Raw genomic sequence first — 19,135 nt, 5'->3', positions numbered from 1 at the left:
TAACGTCTACTTCAACGAATAATAATTCTGTAGCTCACTACATGTGATTTACTATCTTCTTTGTCATAAACATTAAGGATGTAAATGCCTTCTCTATATCCGGAGACATCTATTTCTTCATAGCCATCATAGCCACTTCGGATGTCTTTGGACCATAAGACATTTCCTTTCAAGTCTACCAGCTGTGCAGCTACTTCTTTATCTGTTAAATGTCTATAACTCAACTTGAGAATTTCGGATGTAGGATTTGGATAAACCTTCAGATTCTTGAAGTATTCGAAAATCAAACCAAGTACTCGCTTAATTTCAACTTCAATGCCATCTTCACTTGCAAAAGCCTCAAGCTTAAAGTCCGTGTCACTTATTCCTTGTTCACCAACTTCAAATTCCACAAATGATGATTCATCGAGAGGAATTCCTGGATACTCAACGAAGAATCTGTAACGTCCTTCCGGAAGGAATCCAAACTGGAACTCTCCATTCTCATCGGTCTCTCCGTAAGCTATTAGCTCCCACTCATCGTCATCCTGAGCTAAACGACCGCCTCTTCTTCTCTTCCTTAATCCACACTTTCTTTTCGCAGCTCTTCTTCGGGCATCTATTCGAGCATTTTCATCTCCAAAATCTTCCTCAATAACAACGAGCAATGTTCCATCTCCATCATCAGCAGTAAGCTCTCTTGGAATCAAGGTCATACTGACTTGGAATGCACTATCTTCTCTAAATAGAACAGTATCGGCCTCTACCCATTCGAAGGCATCCGCATAGTAAGTAGGCACATATTTCTCCCGATCTGAATCGATAGAAATCAGGTAATTCCCAAGGATCACATCCTGGAATGTAAAGGAGCTAGGCCTGTTCTTAGCTACAGAAAGTGTATCAAATCCCTGATCAACTTGTGTTGTCAGCAGTAAATAGCCATCGACATTATCAGGAATTAGTTCTCCTTCATTGTCATTTACATCGACAGAAAAATCTGCAACTGCAAACACAAACATGGAATCAACATCAAGTGTCAAGTCAGGCAAGCTATCATTTCCTACCTGCGCCTTGAACTTACCCATGTTTCCATAATCAATTGATAAGATCTGCAAAGACGAATCATTGTTAATGAAATCCTCACCGGTATCTATCTCTGTATCCACTCTGAACCACTTATGGTTGACGTATTTACCTTTTGCACTAATGGAAAGTGAGGTGTCATTGAAGACCCTGACGAGAAGCGAATCTGCTAATTCCTTTTCGTTAAATGAAAGTCTGGTTTTTTGAGGACTATAAGTAAAACTTGATAGTTCCCGTAGCTTCTCTAAATCATCAAACTCAAAGAGGTTATTGCTTACGTCAAGTTCATCTATTTCTCGCAATCTTGTGAGATCATCTACGTCTACCAGCGAATTGCCAGAAACATCTATTTTCCTTAGTGCCGTCATCAAAGGAGTGAAAGGGAATCGGCCTGTCAGGTTATTATCCGGAATAGCTATTTCAACAATTCGCTCATTTTCAATCGTGATGTAGTCCCAATCTTGCTTTCTGGTATCCTCGGTCCAATTGGATGTTACTGTCCAGTTTGTTCCACCCGTTGCATCCTCAATAATCGCTAAAGAATTAAAGTCATCCAATGTCGATTGCTTAATGGCGGTATTTACAGTAATCACATTACTTGTAGTAGGAGCATCCACTCCATTATCGTACGTTACTCGATAGTAGTATGTGCTTTCAAAATCCAGGTTGGAGACTTTAAGATGTGTTTCTGTTGTATTCTCTGTTTCAATTATGTTGGAGAAATCATCAGAATCCGAAACCTCCAACTCATAGTCGATCGCATCTACAACAGCACTCCAGTTTGCTCTAAAAGTTTTACTTGTAATCCGAGAAGCGTTTAATGCAACGATCGAGTTTGCAATGACCAACTCACCCGTACCTGAACCTACATTGCCAAGTGAATCTTCAGCTGTGGCAGTAATAACAACAGGGCTTTCCCCCTCTGTAATATCTGGAGAAATTGTTCCGGCAGGTATTGACCAGGTACTATCAGAGGCATTAATTTCTGGTGTAAAGTCACCTCTTCCAGCCACGTTAATAGTGATAGTTGCCGTAGTATCAGTTATGAAACCAGTAAGCTCTGGGCTTACAATAGAGGTACCAATGTTATCAACGAATACTTCCGGTGCGGTGGCATCTAACCTTAACTCATTTAATGTTGTGTCACTAGCTACACCAAATTGATTTTCCGCCAATACCACTACATCATATGTGCCGTCTTCTAATGGCGGCTGAATTAAACCCTCTGCAAGCGTCCATGTGCTGTCTGCAGTATTCAGAGCGGCGAGATAGTCATTATCCTCGACAATTACTGTCACTATAGCAGTTGTATCATTGACATTTCCTGAGAGCTCAGGACTTCTTATAGTGCTTACTAGTTCATTAATGCTCACAACTGGCGGACTTTGGTCAATTACCAGCATTGCAGTATCTACTCCAGTTCCTATTCCATTGGTCGCTCTTGCTATCACTTCATAGGTGCCATGGAAAAGTGAATCAATGGTAGCTGCAGGCAATGTCCATGTGCTATCCATGTTGTTGATTGCTGGATAAGTAACTCCTTGCACTACTACTTCGATAGTGGCTGAAGTGTCTGTTACAGAACCAAAAAGCTCCGGTTGATACTCCTGGGTCATTAATGACAATGAATCAAACGCAATCTCAGGCGCACTTAACTCCATGATCATTACCAATTGATTGGAAGAAACATTGTCTAACACAGTCGTTTGGCCCGATGGCCAGTTAACTACAACTGAATCGGCAAGAGCATTTCCTCCCATGCCAAAGTGCAGATAATTACTGGCTCCTGAATGAAGTCCACTGTTTGTCATGACGCTTCTGGAGTTTCGTAACCCACCTGCGTATACTGAAACTTCAGCACCTATGCCTGCTCGATTGGATTCAGTACCCTCCAATTTAACCTTCAGCCAATTATTGCCACTCCCTTTGTTTTCGTAAAGCATATTGGCTCTCAGGTTAAAGCTACTTGGTGAGTAGAGATCAAGGTAGCCATCATTGTCATAGTCAAAAACAGAAATGCCGTGTGCTGGAATTGTTCCTAGAAAGTTTTGATTGGTCAGCTGGGTGTATCCACTATTCGCATTATTTAAATAAACCTCGATGGTGTCAACCGGGCTTCCCTCATTAAATATTACATCCACATAGCCATCATTATTTACATCTGCAAGCGCACTACCTCTTCCTCTGTCACAAGCTTCTCCGAATAAATCGAAACAAGTAGCTCCTGTAAAGTTGCCCGTTCCATCATTTGTAAAGATGTAGCTGTCCTCGCCATTAAAGTATGATCGAATAAAAGCATCAACATCACCATCATTATCTAAGTCCTCAAATGATGCCCCCCATGGACCACTAAACGTTGTGGTAACTAAGGCATTGGTCGGCTGTTCTACGAAATTTCCGGACCCATCATTGAAGTACACTCCATTAATGTTCCCGGTAAAATACAAGTCTACTATTCCGTCTCCCGACAGGTCCACTAAAAAAGGCATTATGGTACCTCCGTTGGTAGTCAGGTCTACAACCATTGGTTGCTTAACTAAAGTGTCTGTTCCAACATTCAAATAAACAGACATAGTTTCGTTATTTACATTGGCAATTGCATCCAAAAGTCCATCGTTATTTACATCTCCCCAAGCAGCCCCAATAATTTGCTCTCCTAATGAAATAGGTGTAAATGTTCCATCTCCATTGTTTTTGTAGATAGCTGCAATCCCATCAGTGGATGTTGAAGCGAACTGAATGTCGCAAGCAAACAGATCCAGAAATCCATCATTATTGTAGTCCCCCCAGACAGAACCATAAGCTCCATGATCTTCTCCATTAGGAATTACTGAGGTAGTTCTATCAAAAGTGCCATCACCCAAATTACGATATAAATAGCTAGGAATATCTCCAAGATTAATTGTCCAGATATCATCTAAACCATCATTGTCATAATCACCAACAGACGCACCGTAGGAGGTGCCACTAAGCAAACCATCCTCGACAAAAAATTCATTCTCAATCCAGGCAAACTGGCTTTCCTGTTTTGTATAAACTGTAAAAAAGCCGGAGTTTAGTGTTAAACCAGGTACTGCAGGATTCGTGGCTTCCAAATAATAAACCCCCTCATCCGCTACACTCCAGGATGGAGCTGTTAGTGTAGGACCTGTTTCGCCAGGAATTGGTGTTGAATCCTTATACCATTGATAACTATTGTTGCCATTATAGTTTTGGATTTGAGTAATCAGAGTTCCTGAATCTCCAACTGCTAGTGCTGCCAAACTATCAGGACCCACCTGATCTTGAGGATGGAAGTTAATTCCAGGGATGGCGGAGTTTACATCCAAATCTTCGAATGTCAAATTATTACCCACCAGATTCAGCAAAGAGAGTCCGGTAAATGCAGTAAGATCTGGAAGGTCTTCAAGCTGATTGTTAGCTAAATCTATTTGATCAATTGAGCTTAAACCCGTCAGTTCTGGGGGAACACTGCTAATTTGATTCCCATTAAGGTTCAAATAAACAAGATTAGGTAAGCTGCCGATTTCTAAAGGAATCGTATCATTAAGTCCCATGTTATTTAAAATAAGAGAGTCCAATGCTATAGCACTTGCAATCTCAGATGGCAAAGGGCCATTTACCCCGAAATTCCCCTGTAAGTCAAGTGTCCTTAAAGCGGTCAAGTCACCAATAGCCGGTGGCAGTTGTCCGGAAAGGTTATTATTTGGAAGCCTAAGGCCAACCACTCTATCACCACTTACTTCTACTCCAAACCATGTATTTACCGGTCCTAATTTCCAGTTTGTTGAATCGTTCCAGTTACCTCCACCAAGTGAATCATAAATGGCCACTAAAGCTGATGAGTCTGCTGCCTGAACAAACATAGATACAGGATCTTGTGCTTGAATCTCATAATACAGAAGTGGCTGTGTAGCACCTGATCTAAGAGGTAGTAGAATTTCAGCGAAACCATTATTATCAAAATCTCCAATGGCTGAAGCAAATTGGCGATTGACAAAATTATTAGGAGAGCCTAATGCCGAGGAAGAATCCGGAGCAATTAGAACCAAATTAGGAATTTCATCAACTGTCAGCGTGCCATCATTCTCAATTAAAATAGCGTTAGTTCCGAATCCGGATATCACGATATCATCAAAACCATCGGTTTCATCTTTGACCACATCATAAGAAGCATTAAAGCTTGCAAACTGAACATCGAAAAAGTTAAAAGGAGCTGCCGGTATCTTAAATTTTAGGTCAACGTCCGAATCAACTGTTGCAGATCCATAATAAATAAACCCAAGATCTGATCCCTCATCTGTCAATGAGTTAGGATCAGTGTTTCTGTTTGGACCGACAAGAATATCATTTAACCCATCCCCATTAAAATCCCCGGTTTCCAAATTAATACCAAAAAACTGAACATTAAGGTCTCCGGATGGTCTCACTATCCCATGATCCGGGGTTGTAAATGAATTATCGTTTCTTCCAAGATAGACATAAACAGCTCCATTGCCTGTCGATGTGCCAAAGTCAACACTACGAGCAACATCTGCTATTGCAAAGTCATCAATATTATCCCCATTTATGTCTCCCAGAGCTTTACTTCTAAATCCAAATGAAAAAGCATTGCCCAATAATGTTGCTCCGGGAATAGTTACATTAAAATCACTGAGAACAATATCCGGATTCTGGCTAATCGTGGTATCTCCCAAATAAACATATCCTGAAGTTTCCTGTAATGCTAATACAATAAAATCGTCAAACCCATCATTATTAATGTCTCCAATTACATCAACAAAGCCAAACGTTTCGTTACCATCTATTGTATAGATATCTGACGCAGCAATGGTATGATCTGAATCAACTTCGAACGAACCACTTCCATGGTATACATCTATAAATCCCAGACCTCCTGATTGCTGTTGCGATAGAATAATATCAGAAATGCCATCGCCATTAACGTCTCCCGATCTAACATCTGAAAATGTATATCCAGCTACATTTTCAACTGTAAAGTCTGGTTCCGTTTTATGGGTTCCACCAAAATATATTCGTAGTTGATTGGATACAAGGACTCCATAATCAGGAAATCCATCGTCATTAATATCCCCGAGTTGATTTGACATCTGAAACGAGTCCTCAGTTCCAGGGATTGTGTCACTGATATTTAAGATGGTGAAAACTTCATTAACCTGATTAAAACCGGTGTTGAAAACTTCCTGTCTCACATTGAAAATACCAGAGACCAAAGTAAGTTCTGTAGCGATTGAACTAGTCACCTCTGCATAAAAATAGCCCTCCTGTCCTGTAATCATAAGCACCTCAGAAGTTTCTCCACCAACTGCTACACTATCTTGATACCACTGAATGGAATTGCTCGTGCCGGGAACCGAAGGAATCTGCATAGTTACCTGCTCAACTCCGTCATGAACTAACAGACTATCGGCAGAAAGAGGTTGCTGAGGGGAATAAATAATACCTGGCACAGAGATATTTGGCTCAATGTCCAGGAAATCCAATCGGTTATTGCTGACATTTACTGTAACTAAATTTGAAAGCCCACTTAAGTCAGGTATATCTGTAAAGTCATTACTTTGAATAAGAAGGGTATCCAAATTACTGAGTGAAGAAATTTCAACAGGCAACTGACCACTGAAGCTACTGTTCACCAGATTGATTTCTTCCAGATTAATCAAGTTACCAATGTCAGAAGAAATAGAACCATTCATTCCTGAGTTAAATGAAAAATCAAAGACTCTTAAGTTTGTTAAAGTATATATCTCGGCAGGAATTTCGCCGGAAAGCGAAAAGTTATTGCCCAACCTTAATATCTCCAGAGAAGTCAAGTTTCCAATTTCTGAGGGAATACTGCCAAGTAATCGAGTGCGATTTAAGTTAAGCTCGACCAGGTTTGTAAGGTTACCGATTTCAGCAGGTATAGAATCATTAAACTGGTTGCCTTCCAGATCTAAAACTTTAAGCTCCGTTAAGTCTCCGATTGCAGTGGGGAAAGGCCCAGTCAAACCATTACCAAATGGATCAAACCCTAAGTCCAGGCCAACCACTCTGCCTCCCTGAACGGTCACTCCAAACCATGTATCAACGGTACCTGTTTTCCAGTTTGTATTGGTAGACCAGCCGTCACCATTTGTCGAATCGTAAATCGCCACAAGGGCTAGTGAGTCTGAGGCTATAACAGCAGTTGCTTCCGGTTGGAACAATACCGCATCAGAGGTGAGATCAAATTCGGCAGCACTTCGTCCAGCAAAATTAAACCCCTGGAACCCTAGTGAATCTTCAATTCCCTGAGTAGTTACATCTGAATCTGGATCAGAAGGACATGACTGACAGTGAATCTCAATTTCATTGCTGCCTTGTTTCAGTTTGATCTGGAACGATACAAATATTGCCTCATCGAGGTGCGGTACATTGCTGAACTCAACAATGAATTCAGATCCCAAATTTTCATATTGAATAGTTCCTCCTTGAGAAGGATCTAAATCCTCCCAGTATCCGGCAACATATGCATTCGGATAAATCGAAAGTGGTATTTGTTGACCTCTACAGCAACCATCCACATTATCATCCGGATTTCCATCGGCATCCTGATCAGGACTTTGGAAAGAAATGAAACCATTACTACTGATATAGATGGAATTATAGGTTGCTCCAAAGAAATCAAAATCGAACCCTATTGGAATTGAAGTGGAGGTTACACTATCATCAGATAAGGTAACAGTTGTTGGTGTTGATAAAGTAGAGTACCCAAAAGTAGAGGTGGAAACATTATAAGTGAAAGGCGCAGCACTAGTGAACTGCTCTCGATTTATGTTGCTGTCAAGAATTGGGTTGTTTGTAGTGAGATCTGGGTCAGGAATAAGGTTCCCTGATAGATATACTTCACTCAGATTAGTGAGGGATGTCAGGTCAGGCAACCCGGTTAACAAATTGTCATTAATCACCAATGTTTCCAGGTTTGATAATCCCATAAATGATGCTGGAACTGCACCATCAAAACCATTCACTGATAAATCCAGGTATCTCAAGGAATCAAGTGCTCCAACTTCTGTGGGTATATTACCCGATAACGAATTGTTTCCAACTTCCAGAGTCTCTAGAAAAGAGAGCGTATTAATGGATGTAGGAATATTCCCCGTCAACTGATTATGATGAAGTGTTAGTTGTAGCAGTTTTGAAAAATTTGAGATACCCGCCGGGATCGTTCCTGTTAATTGATTTCGTCCAAGATTAAGGTCGCGCAAAGAATCAAGTGATAGTACATCTGTTGGAAATGCACCAGTTAATTGGTTGTCTCCAAAATCAAGGCTTTCCAAAAAAGCCAGTCCGGTTATTCCGCTAGGAACTGTGGTAAACTGATTCTCAGCTAAATCAAGTATTCTCAGGGACGATATATTGAATAATTCGACAGGAAGGGTACTCAATAGATTTCCATCCAGTTGCAAATCTGTTAAAGATGTTAACCCATCTATTACTGATGGTAGACTCGTAATCTGGTTGTATTCAAGCTCTAAAGTCGTCAAACTAATCAGGTTGGCAATTTCGTTTGGAAGGGTGGCAATCTGGTTTTGACTTGCACTTAAAAAACCTAAGCCACTCAGGTTACCTATCCCCGCTGGTAACGCAGTAAGTTGGTTATCCCCTAACTCCAGAACTGTAAGAGAAGTTAGGTTTCCGATATCATCGGGAATTGAAGTAATTTGATTTTCATTCAAATAAAGTTGCTGGAGGGCATCTAGATTTCCTATTTCAATTGGAACAGCACCGGTTAGGTTATTTGCACCTAAAGATAACGAAGTAACCCTTGAGCCATCAAAGCTCACTCCATCCCATGTATCAATGGTACCTGTATCAGGCCAGCCTGTATTATTTGCCCAGCCAGGTCCGCCTAAACTATCGTAGAGTGCTACAAGTGCCGTCGAATCAGCAGTACGGTTTTGAGAATAGGAAGCTGGTAAAACAATTAAAATTAGAAACAGTGATACAATGAGGGTAGATAATAGCGGTTTCATCATGTAAGCTTTTTGGTGAAAACTGGTTAAACAGCAGGCTTACCAGTGGCGCCTGGCACTTTTCAAGTTACAGGAGCTAATCACCAAATCAAATACCCATAAAGTGGTATTTTCACAAAATCATGAAATACTGCAAGAGAATAATGTGAATAGTTCAATTAAACACCGCAGAATTTTTCAACTCAACAAGCAGGTTTTTATTAAAAGACTGATTATCTACTACTTATCTAGCAAAATTCGGTAGCTAACTACTGTCCCCTCAGGATCAGACTCATCGTATAAGTGTAGCACATATACCCCTTTCGAATACTCAGACATATTAATTTCCAATGATCCGTCAAACCCACTCTGCACTTCACTAGACCACATGATTTGGCCAGACATATCTATGAGTTGCGCTGAAACATTTTTTGCTTTAAGGTGTCGATAACGCACTCTAACAATGTCTTTAGTCGGATTAGGATATACTTCCAGATCTTTGAAATAAGATAAAATCAATCCTAATACACGCTCGATTGCTACCTCAATCCCATCTTCATCTACAAATGCTTCCAGCTTAAATTCTGTATCGCTAATGCCTTGTTCTCCTACAACGAATTCGATTTCAGCTGATTCATCAAGTGGTATTCCCGGATATTCAACAAAGAACCTGTAAGTTCCTTCAGGCAAGAATCCAAATTTGAATTCTCCGTTTTCATCCGTTTCACCATAAGCAATCAGCTCAAACTCGTCATCCTCCTGACCTAAACGTCCCCCTCGCCTTCTCTTTCTTAATCCACACTTTCTTTTAGCAGCCCTTCTCCTGGCGTCTATTCTAGCATCTTCTTCGGGGAAATCTTCTTCAATCAGGACATCTAACACTCCGTCACCATCTTGTGGCCCCAATTCTTGTGGCTGCTCTGTCATTTGAACCTGAACAGAAGCTTCCGCTCTAAACTCCAATGTGTCAGCTACTGTCCACTCAAATTCATCACCAAAATAAGTGGCAATGAATAGCTCAGTATTGCTTGGATCAATACCACACAAGTAATCACCCAGTACCACATCCTGAAAAGTAAAAGTACTAGCTACATTATCTGCTCGCTCCAATGTATCAAAACCCTGCTGCCTGCGCACTGCTTCCATCAAATAGCCCGAAATTGGGTCGTTCAGTAATGCGCCAGACCCATCAACGATCGTCATACCCAAATCAGCAACAGCATATACTATCTGAGGGTCGACCTGAATGGTCAGATCAGGAAGTTGTGAATTGGTGACTTCTGCTGAAAACTCGCCCATGTTGTCATAATCTATCGAAAGTATGGTGAGTGCTGAATCCGCAATCGTAAAATCTGATCCTTGAGTAATGGCACTACCATTTCTATAAAAGACATAAGCATTGTTAGATCCACCGGTAGTTATAGCAATTGTTGTATCATTTAAATGAGGAACTTCAATAGGGTCACCACCTGTATCTTGGTTGAAGGTCAGGCTCGATTGCGGAGAATACGTCAAACTAGAAATCCCAATCAAAGGCTCAAGATCTTCAAATGTCAGCGAATTGGATGAAACATCAAGGTCAGAAATGGTAGTGGTACCAAAATCCATGAGTCCTGTTATTTCATTATCACTAATGTTCATAAAGGTAATCGCATCTAATCCTCCAATAGCATCTCCTGTAAAAGGATTAGGCATAGCACCAATCACTTCCCTACCACTGATATCTACTTGACTCACTCTCAGTCTTGAGCCGTCTAAGGTTATTCCATCCCAGTCTCTTAATCTTTCGGATTCCCAATTCACAGGGTCCACCCAATTAGAACCCTCAAGTGCTTCATAAATTTGTACTAAAGCTGTAGAATCAGCTATCGTCTCCTGATCAATTGAAGTTTTTACAGAAACAGTGTTGGAGTTAGCCGATGTTTCACTGGCTGTATTCACCAGCCTCACCCGATAATAGTAGCTTGTCGCAAAATCTAACCCACTAATAACAGCCGATGTGGAAGTAGTCTCAAAACTCTCAAACCCTGATAGGAAAGTTGAGAAATCGTTAGTCGATGATACATCTAGCTCATAGTTGAGCACATCTTCTCCTTGGCTCCATCTAGCAATGAATGAATTCGAGGTTATTGCAGTGGCAGATACAGCAAGCAGTGTTGAAGTAATAATTAGCTCATCATCTGTAGCATCAGTTCCTAAATTACTCAGCGAATCAGTAGCCGTGGCAATGACGGAATAAGTACTATCTACTAAACCGGGAGAGATGGTAGCAGCGGCTAACGTCCATGTATTGTCACCATTATTAATAGCGGTGTAATTACTTCCGTCTACGCTAACATCGATTGTAGCATCTGTGTCATCAATTGTTCCTGAAAGCTCAGGACTAGAAATAGAGGTTGCTAAAAAATCAACTGTTATTACAGGAGCTGTTCCATCTATTCGAAGTTCATTTGTCGTACTATCTGCCCCCTGGGTTCCTCCCACATCTGCCAATACCGCAACATCATACACACCATCTAAAAGATCAGGGGTTATCGTTCCTGCCGCTAATGTCCAGGTGCTATCACCATTGTTTATTGCACTATAGGTAGACCCATCAACCGTTACATCTACTGTTGCAGTAGGATTACTGATGGTTCCTGTAAGTGCCGGACTTCTGTTGTTGGTAGCGAGTGGATCAACGGATGTCAGAACGTTGATACTGAATATAGTCAACTCATTTGTTGTAAAATCATTTACCACACCTTCAACACCACGATCTGCCGATGCAGCAACATCATAAGTCCCCTCTGCCAGCGGAGGTGTGATCGTTCCAGCTGCTAGCGTCCAGGTATTATCTGAATTTACAGTAGCAGCGTAGGTAGTGCCATCAACTGTGACGTCAACTGTTGCTGCTGTATCAGTTACCATTCCTGTTAATTCAGGGGAAGTATCTGAAGTTGATAATGTATCAATCGTTACTTCCAGAATGTCAATGGTCAATTCATTGGTCGTGGTATCCGTTCCTACATTGCTGGCTGAGTCTGTGGCCTGAACCACCACATCATAGACACCATTTCTTAAAGCCGCAATTGTACCGGCATTCAATGTCCAAATACCGACTGATACAGAGGAAGCATTATAGGTGGATCCATCTACTGTAATTTCTACAGTCACACTGTCACTATCAACAGTTCCTGTTAGGGCAGGGCTTGTGTCAATAGTAAAAAGTGTATCGACAGTTACTACAGGTGCAGTAATGTCATAGATTACTTTAAAAGTCTCTGCTGTTGGAGAAGGAGTACCATCATCTTGGGCTGTGGCCGCACTATCCGCAATGTCCACTGTAATCAAACCCTCGGTGGTTAAATCGAGCAAGAAAGTGAAGGTAGAATCATTTACTGTAGTAAAAGAGCCTCCCTGTAGAGAGCCCCCGGTTGAAATTGTAATATCTGTTTGATCGAACCCATTTACAGCTTCGCCAAAGCTGACAGTCATATTTAATGGTGTTGTATTGGTTGGTATTGAATCTGCACTAGTTATTACTGGTGCTGCCATATTTACAACTTGAAAAGGCCTTGACTCTGTTAGCCCCCAATCTCCATCGGCATTTCGAGCTCTGAAGTGTATATGATAATTACCAATTCCCAGGGTATCTGTATTTAAGATAACCTCCTCATCTACCATTTGACCAGGTGAAGCAGCAACCAAGTTAGCAGCATTGCCAACCCCCGGATCTGTCCCAATGAAGTATTCGAATTCTGTTACATCGCTAATCGTACCCCCTTGATCTACAAAAACCATTCGAGTCTCCGTAGTGCCCCATGTACCATTCTCTGATCTGACCCGCATGCCTAAAACATGAAATCCGGGTAATAATCCATTCGTGTTTAAACCTTCTGTGAGTGAAATAGAATTAGCAGCTGGAATACCGGTAATTTGGGTGGCACTTCCGACTCCAGGGTCTTCATCAAAGAAATACTCAATTTGATCAACATTAATTACTCCTTGAGTTTGATCAACAAAAATCAATCGGGTCTCTGTAGTACCCCATGCACCACCAACAGCGCGTGCCCTCATTCCTAATGTGTGAAAACCAAACGAAAGGGTATCGGTGTTTAATGTTTCCGATGAAATAGAAATCATATTCCCTTGCGTAAAAGGTGTAACTAATGAGGCATTCCCAACACCTGGATCAATGTCAAAGAAGTATTCAATTTGATCGATTTCAACAATGGATCCTACATCCGACTGATCAACAAACACTAGTCTAGTTTCAGTGATTCCCCACTGTCCGGCCGCACGTAATGATGGGTCGATAAATAAGAACGGTCGCACAATTTGAGTGCCTGTGTCAAGCACGTTGTACTTAGGGTTGTTTGCGACATTTCTTGCTCTCACACCAAGTATATGAAAACCAGTTTGGAGGCCTGAGGTTGAAAGCAGCTCAACCAATGATATCGTCGAATCAGGAGTGGAAATAGTAATAGGTGTCGCACTTCCAAAACCAGGGTCTACGTCAAAGAAATATTCCATTTCAAATATCTCAGTTGTGTCTGGTTGAGCACTAACCAAATGGGATGCAAACAGTATTGCACTGGCTATAAATAGCTTTATAAGGTAATTATAACATCTCATAACGAGAGCCGATTAATTGCCTTCTGCTTCTATGGTGGCATTGGTATCAGTGCCTTCCTGAATAATTTCCGGTAGTCTTAAAACCTGAATAACTGGTAACGGAGTACCGGTTGGGCTATAAGGAATGGTGCCACCTGTCACTCCAATGTCATTTGTATCATTACCGGCACCTATTGCCGGTGATCCAGTATCCGGAGATGGATCGTATGTAAAATCCCAGTCATCTACAATTGGGACGTTCACTAATACCGGATCAACACCTTCCTGATTGGCTGAAGCAGTATTACCATTCCCTGTAGGAAATGCATTAATAGTAGCACCAAAGGTGATGTTATTATTAAATGTGCAATTAATTACTTCTCCGGTACGCGCGTCAGAAATTGGTTGTCTTCCCAAAAATATATTATTAGAGATAGTACTTGTTTGGACATTATTAAATGCAAAGTCATTGGTTGAGCCATTTCCGATAAATAAATTGTTCTTTACAATAGCATCAGTTACATTGATTGAACCATATCCTCCACTAGAGGTAGTGGAAGATCCCATGATAATGTTGTTAGTTATCACTACAGAGGTACTAAATATATCTGTATCATTCAGATTAATTGTATGCGTTGTACTCACTTGATTTTGTCCTAAAACACAGTTTCGAATGATGATATTACTAACTGTTGTTTCTCCACAGCATATATTCCCCTCTATTGAATTGACTTGACAATTTTCAATAAAGATATTTCCTAAAGAGCCGGTGGCAGAAGTTCCAATATTTAACACAGATATATCTAGGCCGGATAATCTGGTACCAAAAGTGCCAATATCAATAGTGACATTCGTAATGCTCGAAATGCCCGGTTGCTCCTTATTTGGATTATATCCTATGCCAAAGATGGTGAGACTATCCTTTGTTACGGTAAAGTCAGGATAAACAAACTGACTTGGGATGACATGGATAATATCACCAGGACTTGCGGCAGCTATCGCTGCAGTAACATCAGCAAAGATGTGGGTGCCTGTTGGAGCCGTTGGTCTGTTATCCGCGATCCAAATATTTTGGGTGTGAGCATTATATGCAATAAATACAATGCTGCATAGTGTGAGTAGTGATTTCATAAGTAGTGGAGGGTAGTTTCATTCTTAAGATAAAAATAAAAAATGACAGACCCTATGAAATACTTATGATTTCGACCGATACGGTATTATGTATGGATTAATTTAATTTTTAAAATTAAATATTCGGATTTTCGCAAGAAAAATTAACTATCAAACGCAATTTCAACCTTACTTACTCTCCAGCCTGAAAAGAATTTCCAGGCATTAATGTTCAATTCTCCTTTAACGTTTTCTCCTACACCAAACTCACTGGAAGAATTTCCCCAAAAACCAACCTGAGTAGTTGTTCTTGAAAACGGATAAATATCATATCCATCCGGAAATCTCTCATTGAAATAATCTTCAAACTCTTTTAGGGAGAAGGTGTGAGATTGGCCTCTTTCAATTACTGTGACATGCTCAATAAGCAACTCTTCCAAATCATCCGTATCTATACCCTCCGTAGCTTCATGCCACAACGCCTGATGAACCCTCAGAGTCACATTACTCATGTCTTCTTCCGTTCGATTACCCAAGCCAAATAAAAAGATCAGTAAAAGGGCAAGTGTAATGACCTGATACTTTTTCATAAAAACTTAAAACTTAAGACCAATGTCAATGGATAAAACGGTATTACGAACCTGAAGGTCTTCAAAACCAGCTGCAGCTTCATTCACCGTATTCACCAATCCTCTCTGATAAGAAAAGCCTCCGAAAAGTGTTGTGTTTATGCCGGCTCGATATTCAATTCCGGCACCAAGTATTACCGGAACATCAATAGGTGTAAATTTCTCAATTGTCGTATAGCTGGGATCTTCAGCCTCATCAAATACTTTGATTTCAAGTCCAGAACCAATTTGGATGTATGGCTTAACATCCGGTGCAATTTCGTTTGTGAAAAGTTTTAAACTCACCGGTATTTGTAAATACTGAAGTTTATACTCTTCCTCCACCGTGTTATCAGCGTTTCGAAAAGCAGCTCTTTTTGGTAAGTAAATAAGCCCTGTGCTTAAAAAGTATGTATCAGAAAGCGACTGATCAGCTATTAATCCCACTGAAAATTTCATCTGCGAGCCGTCATTTTCCACGGTTTGCGCATCATTTTTCGCACGATTGGCACTTACTACAGGTGCCAGCTTTAACCCAAGTTTTACCTGTGCCACTGATCCAAGGGATGCTAGTATTAAAAGTGAGAAAATAAACTGCTTCATTTACGTTGTATATTTTGAGTTTTTCAGTTCGATAAATGCAGAAGGTTCATTAAAACAATCGCTACCTAGCTACATTTGTCTTCAAAAATAGATAGTATGAGAGCAGTCCTCCTAATGATTTGTGTTGTTTTCTTGGCTTCATGTGCAAACCAGCAGTGCAGGGATTCTGTGGAACCTGAAACAGTGGTTTTAAGGGTTGAGCGACTGGAGCAAGAACTTTTTCAGAGTGAATCATCGAAAGAGGTGGAGGAGTTCCTAAAAGATCACTCAAATTTCTCTGAGCTTTTTCTGCATGCTGATCAGTATCCTGCTGATTCTATTTTGGCTAACCGTATGTTTGGTTTAATCCAAAACCCATCAATTGATACACTATACCGGGAAGCTATTCGTGCTTTTAAAGATTTTGATGAGGTGGTCAGAACCTTAGAAGATGGTCTGGGAAGACTTAAGGTTTACTATTCACAGGCGCCTTCACCCACAGTACAGACCTGCGTGACCGGACTTTACAATGACCTTTTCATTTCCAATGAACACATCATGATTGGAATGGACTTTTTCATTGGCCCTGATGCGACTTACAAACCACAGCAAATCCCATATTATATCCTTCAGCGATATACGACGGATCACCTGGCAGCCAGTATTTTACAATTCATCTCCAGTCAATACATCGCTACCAGTAGAGGTGATGCCATGCTTGCTGAAATGATTGATTATGGAAAATCGTACTACCTGCTAAGCAAAATTTTGCCTTGTACTCCTGGTCATGTTTTAATCGGTTACACTGAAGAAGAATGGACTGATATTTATGAAAACGACGAAATCATCTGGGCCAACTTTGTCCAAAATGAATGGCTATTCGAAACGGACCATACTATGAAGCAACGCTTTCTGGGAGAGCGACCTAATGTGTATGAAATTGGAGACAAATGCCCGGGACGAATCGGAAGGTGGGTTGGCTGGGAAATTGTGAATGCCTACGCAGAACAAACCGGAGCATCTGTTCAGCAAATCATGAAGGAGACCGACTTCAATAAAATCTTCACCGAATCGAAGTACAAACCATCCGGTAGCTAACCTTTTCTCCTCCTTGGAGCGGTTCGACACTCGAGGTTAGGGGTGGGTTAAGCCGTCAAAATATAAACTTCAGAATCGGTCACCTCAAACTTATATTCGTTATTGAGGATCTTTAATAGCTTAGTGATCTGAATATCCTTATCGTAGTATAGTTCTGCCAGCTTTCTCCCGTTTCGTTGATACATAGCCAGCAACTCCGGTGAAACTAAAAACACTTTGAGTTTTCTCACAAACTCCGTCGTGGAGTTAGGGTTGTGATAGAATCCACACTTATTCTTAGTCAGCAGATTTTTAATCCATCCCTCAAAATTGATGATAGTAAGTTTCCCTGCAGCAAGTGAGTCAAAAAATTTATTGGGACTCCCTGTCCCTAATACAGTGATGTCCTTAAAAGACACATAAACTGCATCACTTTTTGATAACAGATTCTTTACACACTTCTTACTTGAATGTGGATAAAAAGATACGTTTTTTAATCGCTTAGAAAGGCTTTTCAATCTTTTCAGCTCTGACCCGTATCCAATGATATTGAAATGAACCGGCAGGCTTGCATCTCGTGATTGTCTCGCCGCTTCTATGAAGTATTCAAGATGGTTGGCCTTCCCCAAAGCCCCACAATATGTTATCTGAAATTTGTTGCTTTCGCTAAAGTCACCAACACTGTATTCCGGCTCAAAGAATGAGCAATCAGCCATATTTGGGATTACATAAACTTTTGTGTTTGGACTGACTTTCTCAATGTAATTTCTGATTGCAGGTGATAATGCAATCACCTTATCGGCCTCAAAGTAAAATTTCTTTTCAAGGGAGTACAGCCATTTCTTCAGCCACTTGTTTTTTATCACTCCCATTTGCACAGGAGCCTCCGGCCATAAATCCCCTACCTCGAAATAGTAAGGTAGATTCAATTCTTTTTTTAGATAGGTCGCAATGAATCCGGTAGTCAGAGGTGTTGTCATTACATAAGCCAGATCATGTTTATGCAAAACCCGAGCTTCTTTTTTCGCAAGCCTCACAAAGTTCCAAAATGCTCGCAGACGCTTCGCAAAACCAAAACCATTGTCATAGGGGACCTGTAGATAATGCACTTCAATTCCATCAATCTGTTTTACTTCAAAGGGTCCGTTGTGAGCGGTGATCATGGTGACTTCATGACCGGCATCTATCAGACCTTTAGCCAGATAGTAGGATCGGATGGAGCCTCCTTCTTCAGGAGTTTTAAAATATTGGTGGACGTAGAGAATTTTCACCTCGCCTTAAAGTTGTAAGCTTCTTGTTAAAAATCAATGCGTATTTCGAAGAAAACACCGTAAGCATCGGCAACCATCAATAAATGGGTAGTGTCAGGCGATGTTCTTATCAAAATATTTACAAAAATGTGTGATCTCACATTTCTCACATTGGGGTTTTCGGGCCAGACAAACGTACCGTCCGTGGAGTATAAGCCAATGATGGGCACGTGAAATGTATTCTTCAGGGATGTGTTTGACTAGCTGCTTTTCTACTTCCAATGGGGTCTTGGCTGTTTGGGTGACCAGACCTAGGCGTTTAGATACTCGAAACACATGGGTGTCCACTGCCATCGCAGGCTGATTGTACAGCACAGAAACAATGACATTCGCCGTTTTCCGACCTACTCCTTGTAAAGAAGTGAGTTCTTTTATGGTAGTGGGAATTTCAGAATTGAAATCTTCAACCAGCTTTTTGCTTAAGGCAAGGAGGTGCTTCGTCTTATTGTTCGGATAGGACACGCTTCTGATGTAAGGAAACAATTCATCAAAGTGACTGGCTGCCATGTGCTCCGGTGTTGGAAAATCCCTGAACAAGGCAGGCGTAACTTTATTGATCCTTGCATCGGTGCACTGGGCGCTGAGCACCACTGCTACAAGTAGCTCAAACGGATTGGAGTATTGCAACTCGGTTTCCGGTTGGGGATAAGATTCTGAAAAGTATTTGACGAATGCTTCGTATCGCTCCTTCTTGGTCATCGCCTAAAATTAGGCAGACTTTGTCATGTTTTGCCTTTCTTACCCTTAATCCCTAAAGGGAAGGGCAATGGATCAATTTGGACTCCCTTTAGGGTAG

The 19,135-nt window shown here is 41.0% G+C and carries 8 protein-coding genes; 1 reads left to right on the top strand and 7 read right to left on the bottom strand.

Features of this window, described 5'->3' with window-relative positions; all coding sequences use genetic code 11:
• Positions 1-11: 11 nt before the first annotated feature.
• From ACQK2H_RS01865 to ACQK2H_RS01845, 5 genes are all read right to left on the bottom strand, one after another.
• Entirely contained in the window at positions 12-9,077 is a 9,066-nt protein-coding gene (locus ACQK2H_RS01865) for a leucine-rich repeat domain-containing protein (RefSeq protein ID WP_425389778.1), read from the bottom strand.
• A gap of 219 nt (positions 9,078-9,296) precedes the next feature.
• Positions 9,297-13,673 carry an Ig-like domain-containing protein gene (locus ACQK2H_RS01860; RefSeq protein WP_425389777.1) on the bottom strand — a complete coding sequence of 1,459 codons (4,377 nt, stop codon included), beginning with the start codon at positions 13,671-13,673 and terminating at the stop codon, positions 9,297-9,299.
• A gap of 12 nt (positions 13,674-13,685) precedes the next feature.
• Positions 13,686-14,783 carry a hypothetical protein gene (locus ACQK2H_RS01855; RefSeq protein ID WP_425389776.1) on the bottom strand — a complete coding sequence of 366 codons (1,098 nt, stop codon included), beginning with the start codon at positions 14,781-14,783 and terminating at the stop codon, positions 13,686-13,688.
• Positions 14,784-14,926: 143 nt separating this feature from the next.
• Positions 14,927-15,352, bottom strand: coding sequence for a hypothetical protein (locus ACQK2H_RS01850; RefSeq protein ID WP_425389775.1), 426 nt, complete (start codon positions 15,350-15,352; stop codon positions 14,927-14,929).
• A gap of 6 nt (positions 15,353-15,358) precedes the next feature.
• Entirely contained in the window at positions 15,359-15,973 is a 615-nt protein-coding gene (locus ACQK2H_RS01845) for a porin family protein (RefSeq protein WP_425389774.1), read from the bottom strand.
• 96 nt (positions 15,974-16,069) lie between these two features.
• Between ACQK2H_RS01845 and ACQK2H_RS01840 the strand changes: the two genes are divergently transcribed.
• The gene (locus tag ACQK2H_RS01840; RefSeq protein WP_425389773.1) at positions 16,070-17,050 is read left to right on the top strand and encodes a hypothetical protein; all 981 of its coding nucleotides are present in this window, start codon (positions 16,070-16,072) and stop codon (positions 17,048-17,050) included.
• A 47-nt stretch (positions 17,051-17,097) separates the two neighbouring features.
• Here the strand turns inward: ACQK2H_RS01840 and ACQK2H_RS01835 are convergent, their stop codons facing one another.
• Complete coding sequence (locus ACQK2H_RS01835) at positions 17,098-18,300, bottom strand: glycosyltransferase family 4 protein (protein WP_425389772.1); 1,203 nt, start codon at positions 18,298-18,300, stop codon at positions 17,098-17,100.
• 93 nt (positions 18,301-18,393) lie between these two features.
• The gene (gene nth / locus ACQK2H_RS01830) at positions 18,394-19,038 is read right to left on the bottom strand and encodes an endonuclease III (RefSeq protein WP_425389771.1); all 645 of its coding nucleotides are present in this window, start codon (positions 19,036-19,038) and stop codon (positions 18,394-18,396) included.
• Between the last annotated feature and the right edge of the window lie 97 nt (positions 19,039-19,135).

The organism is Ekhidna sp. (assembly GCF_965228795.1).
Lineage (GTDB): Bacteria > Bacteroidota > Bacteroidia > Cytophagales > Cyclobacteriaceae > Ekhidna.
This window is presented reverse-complemented; position numbering and strand designations above follow the sequence as displayed.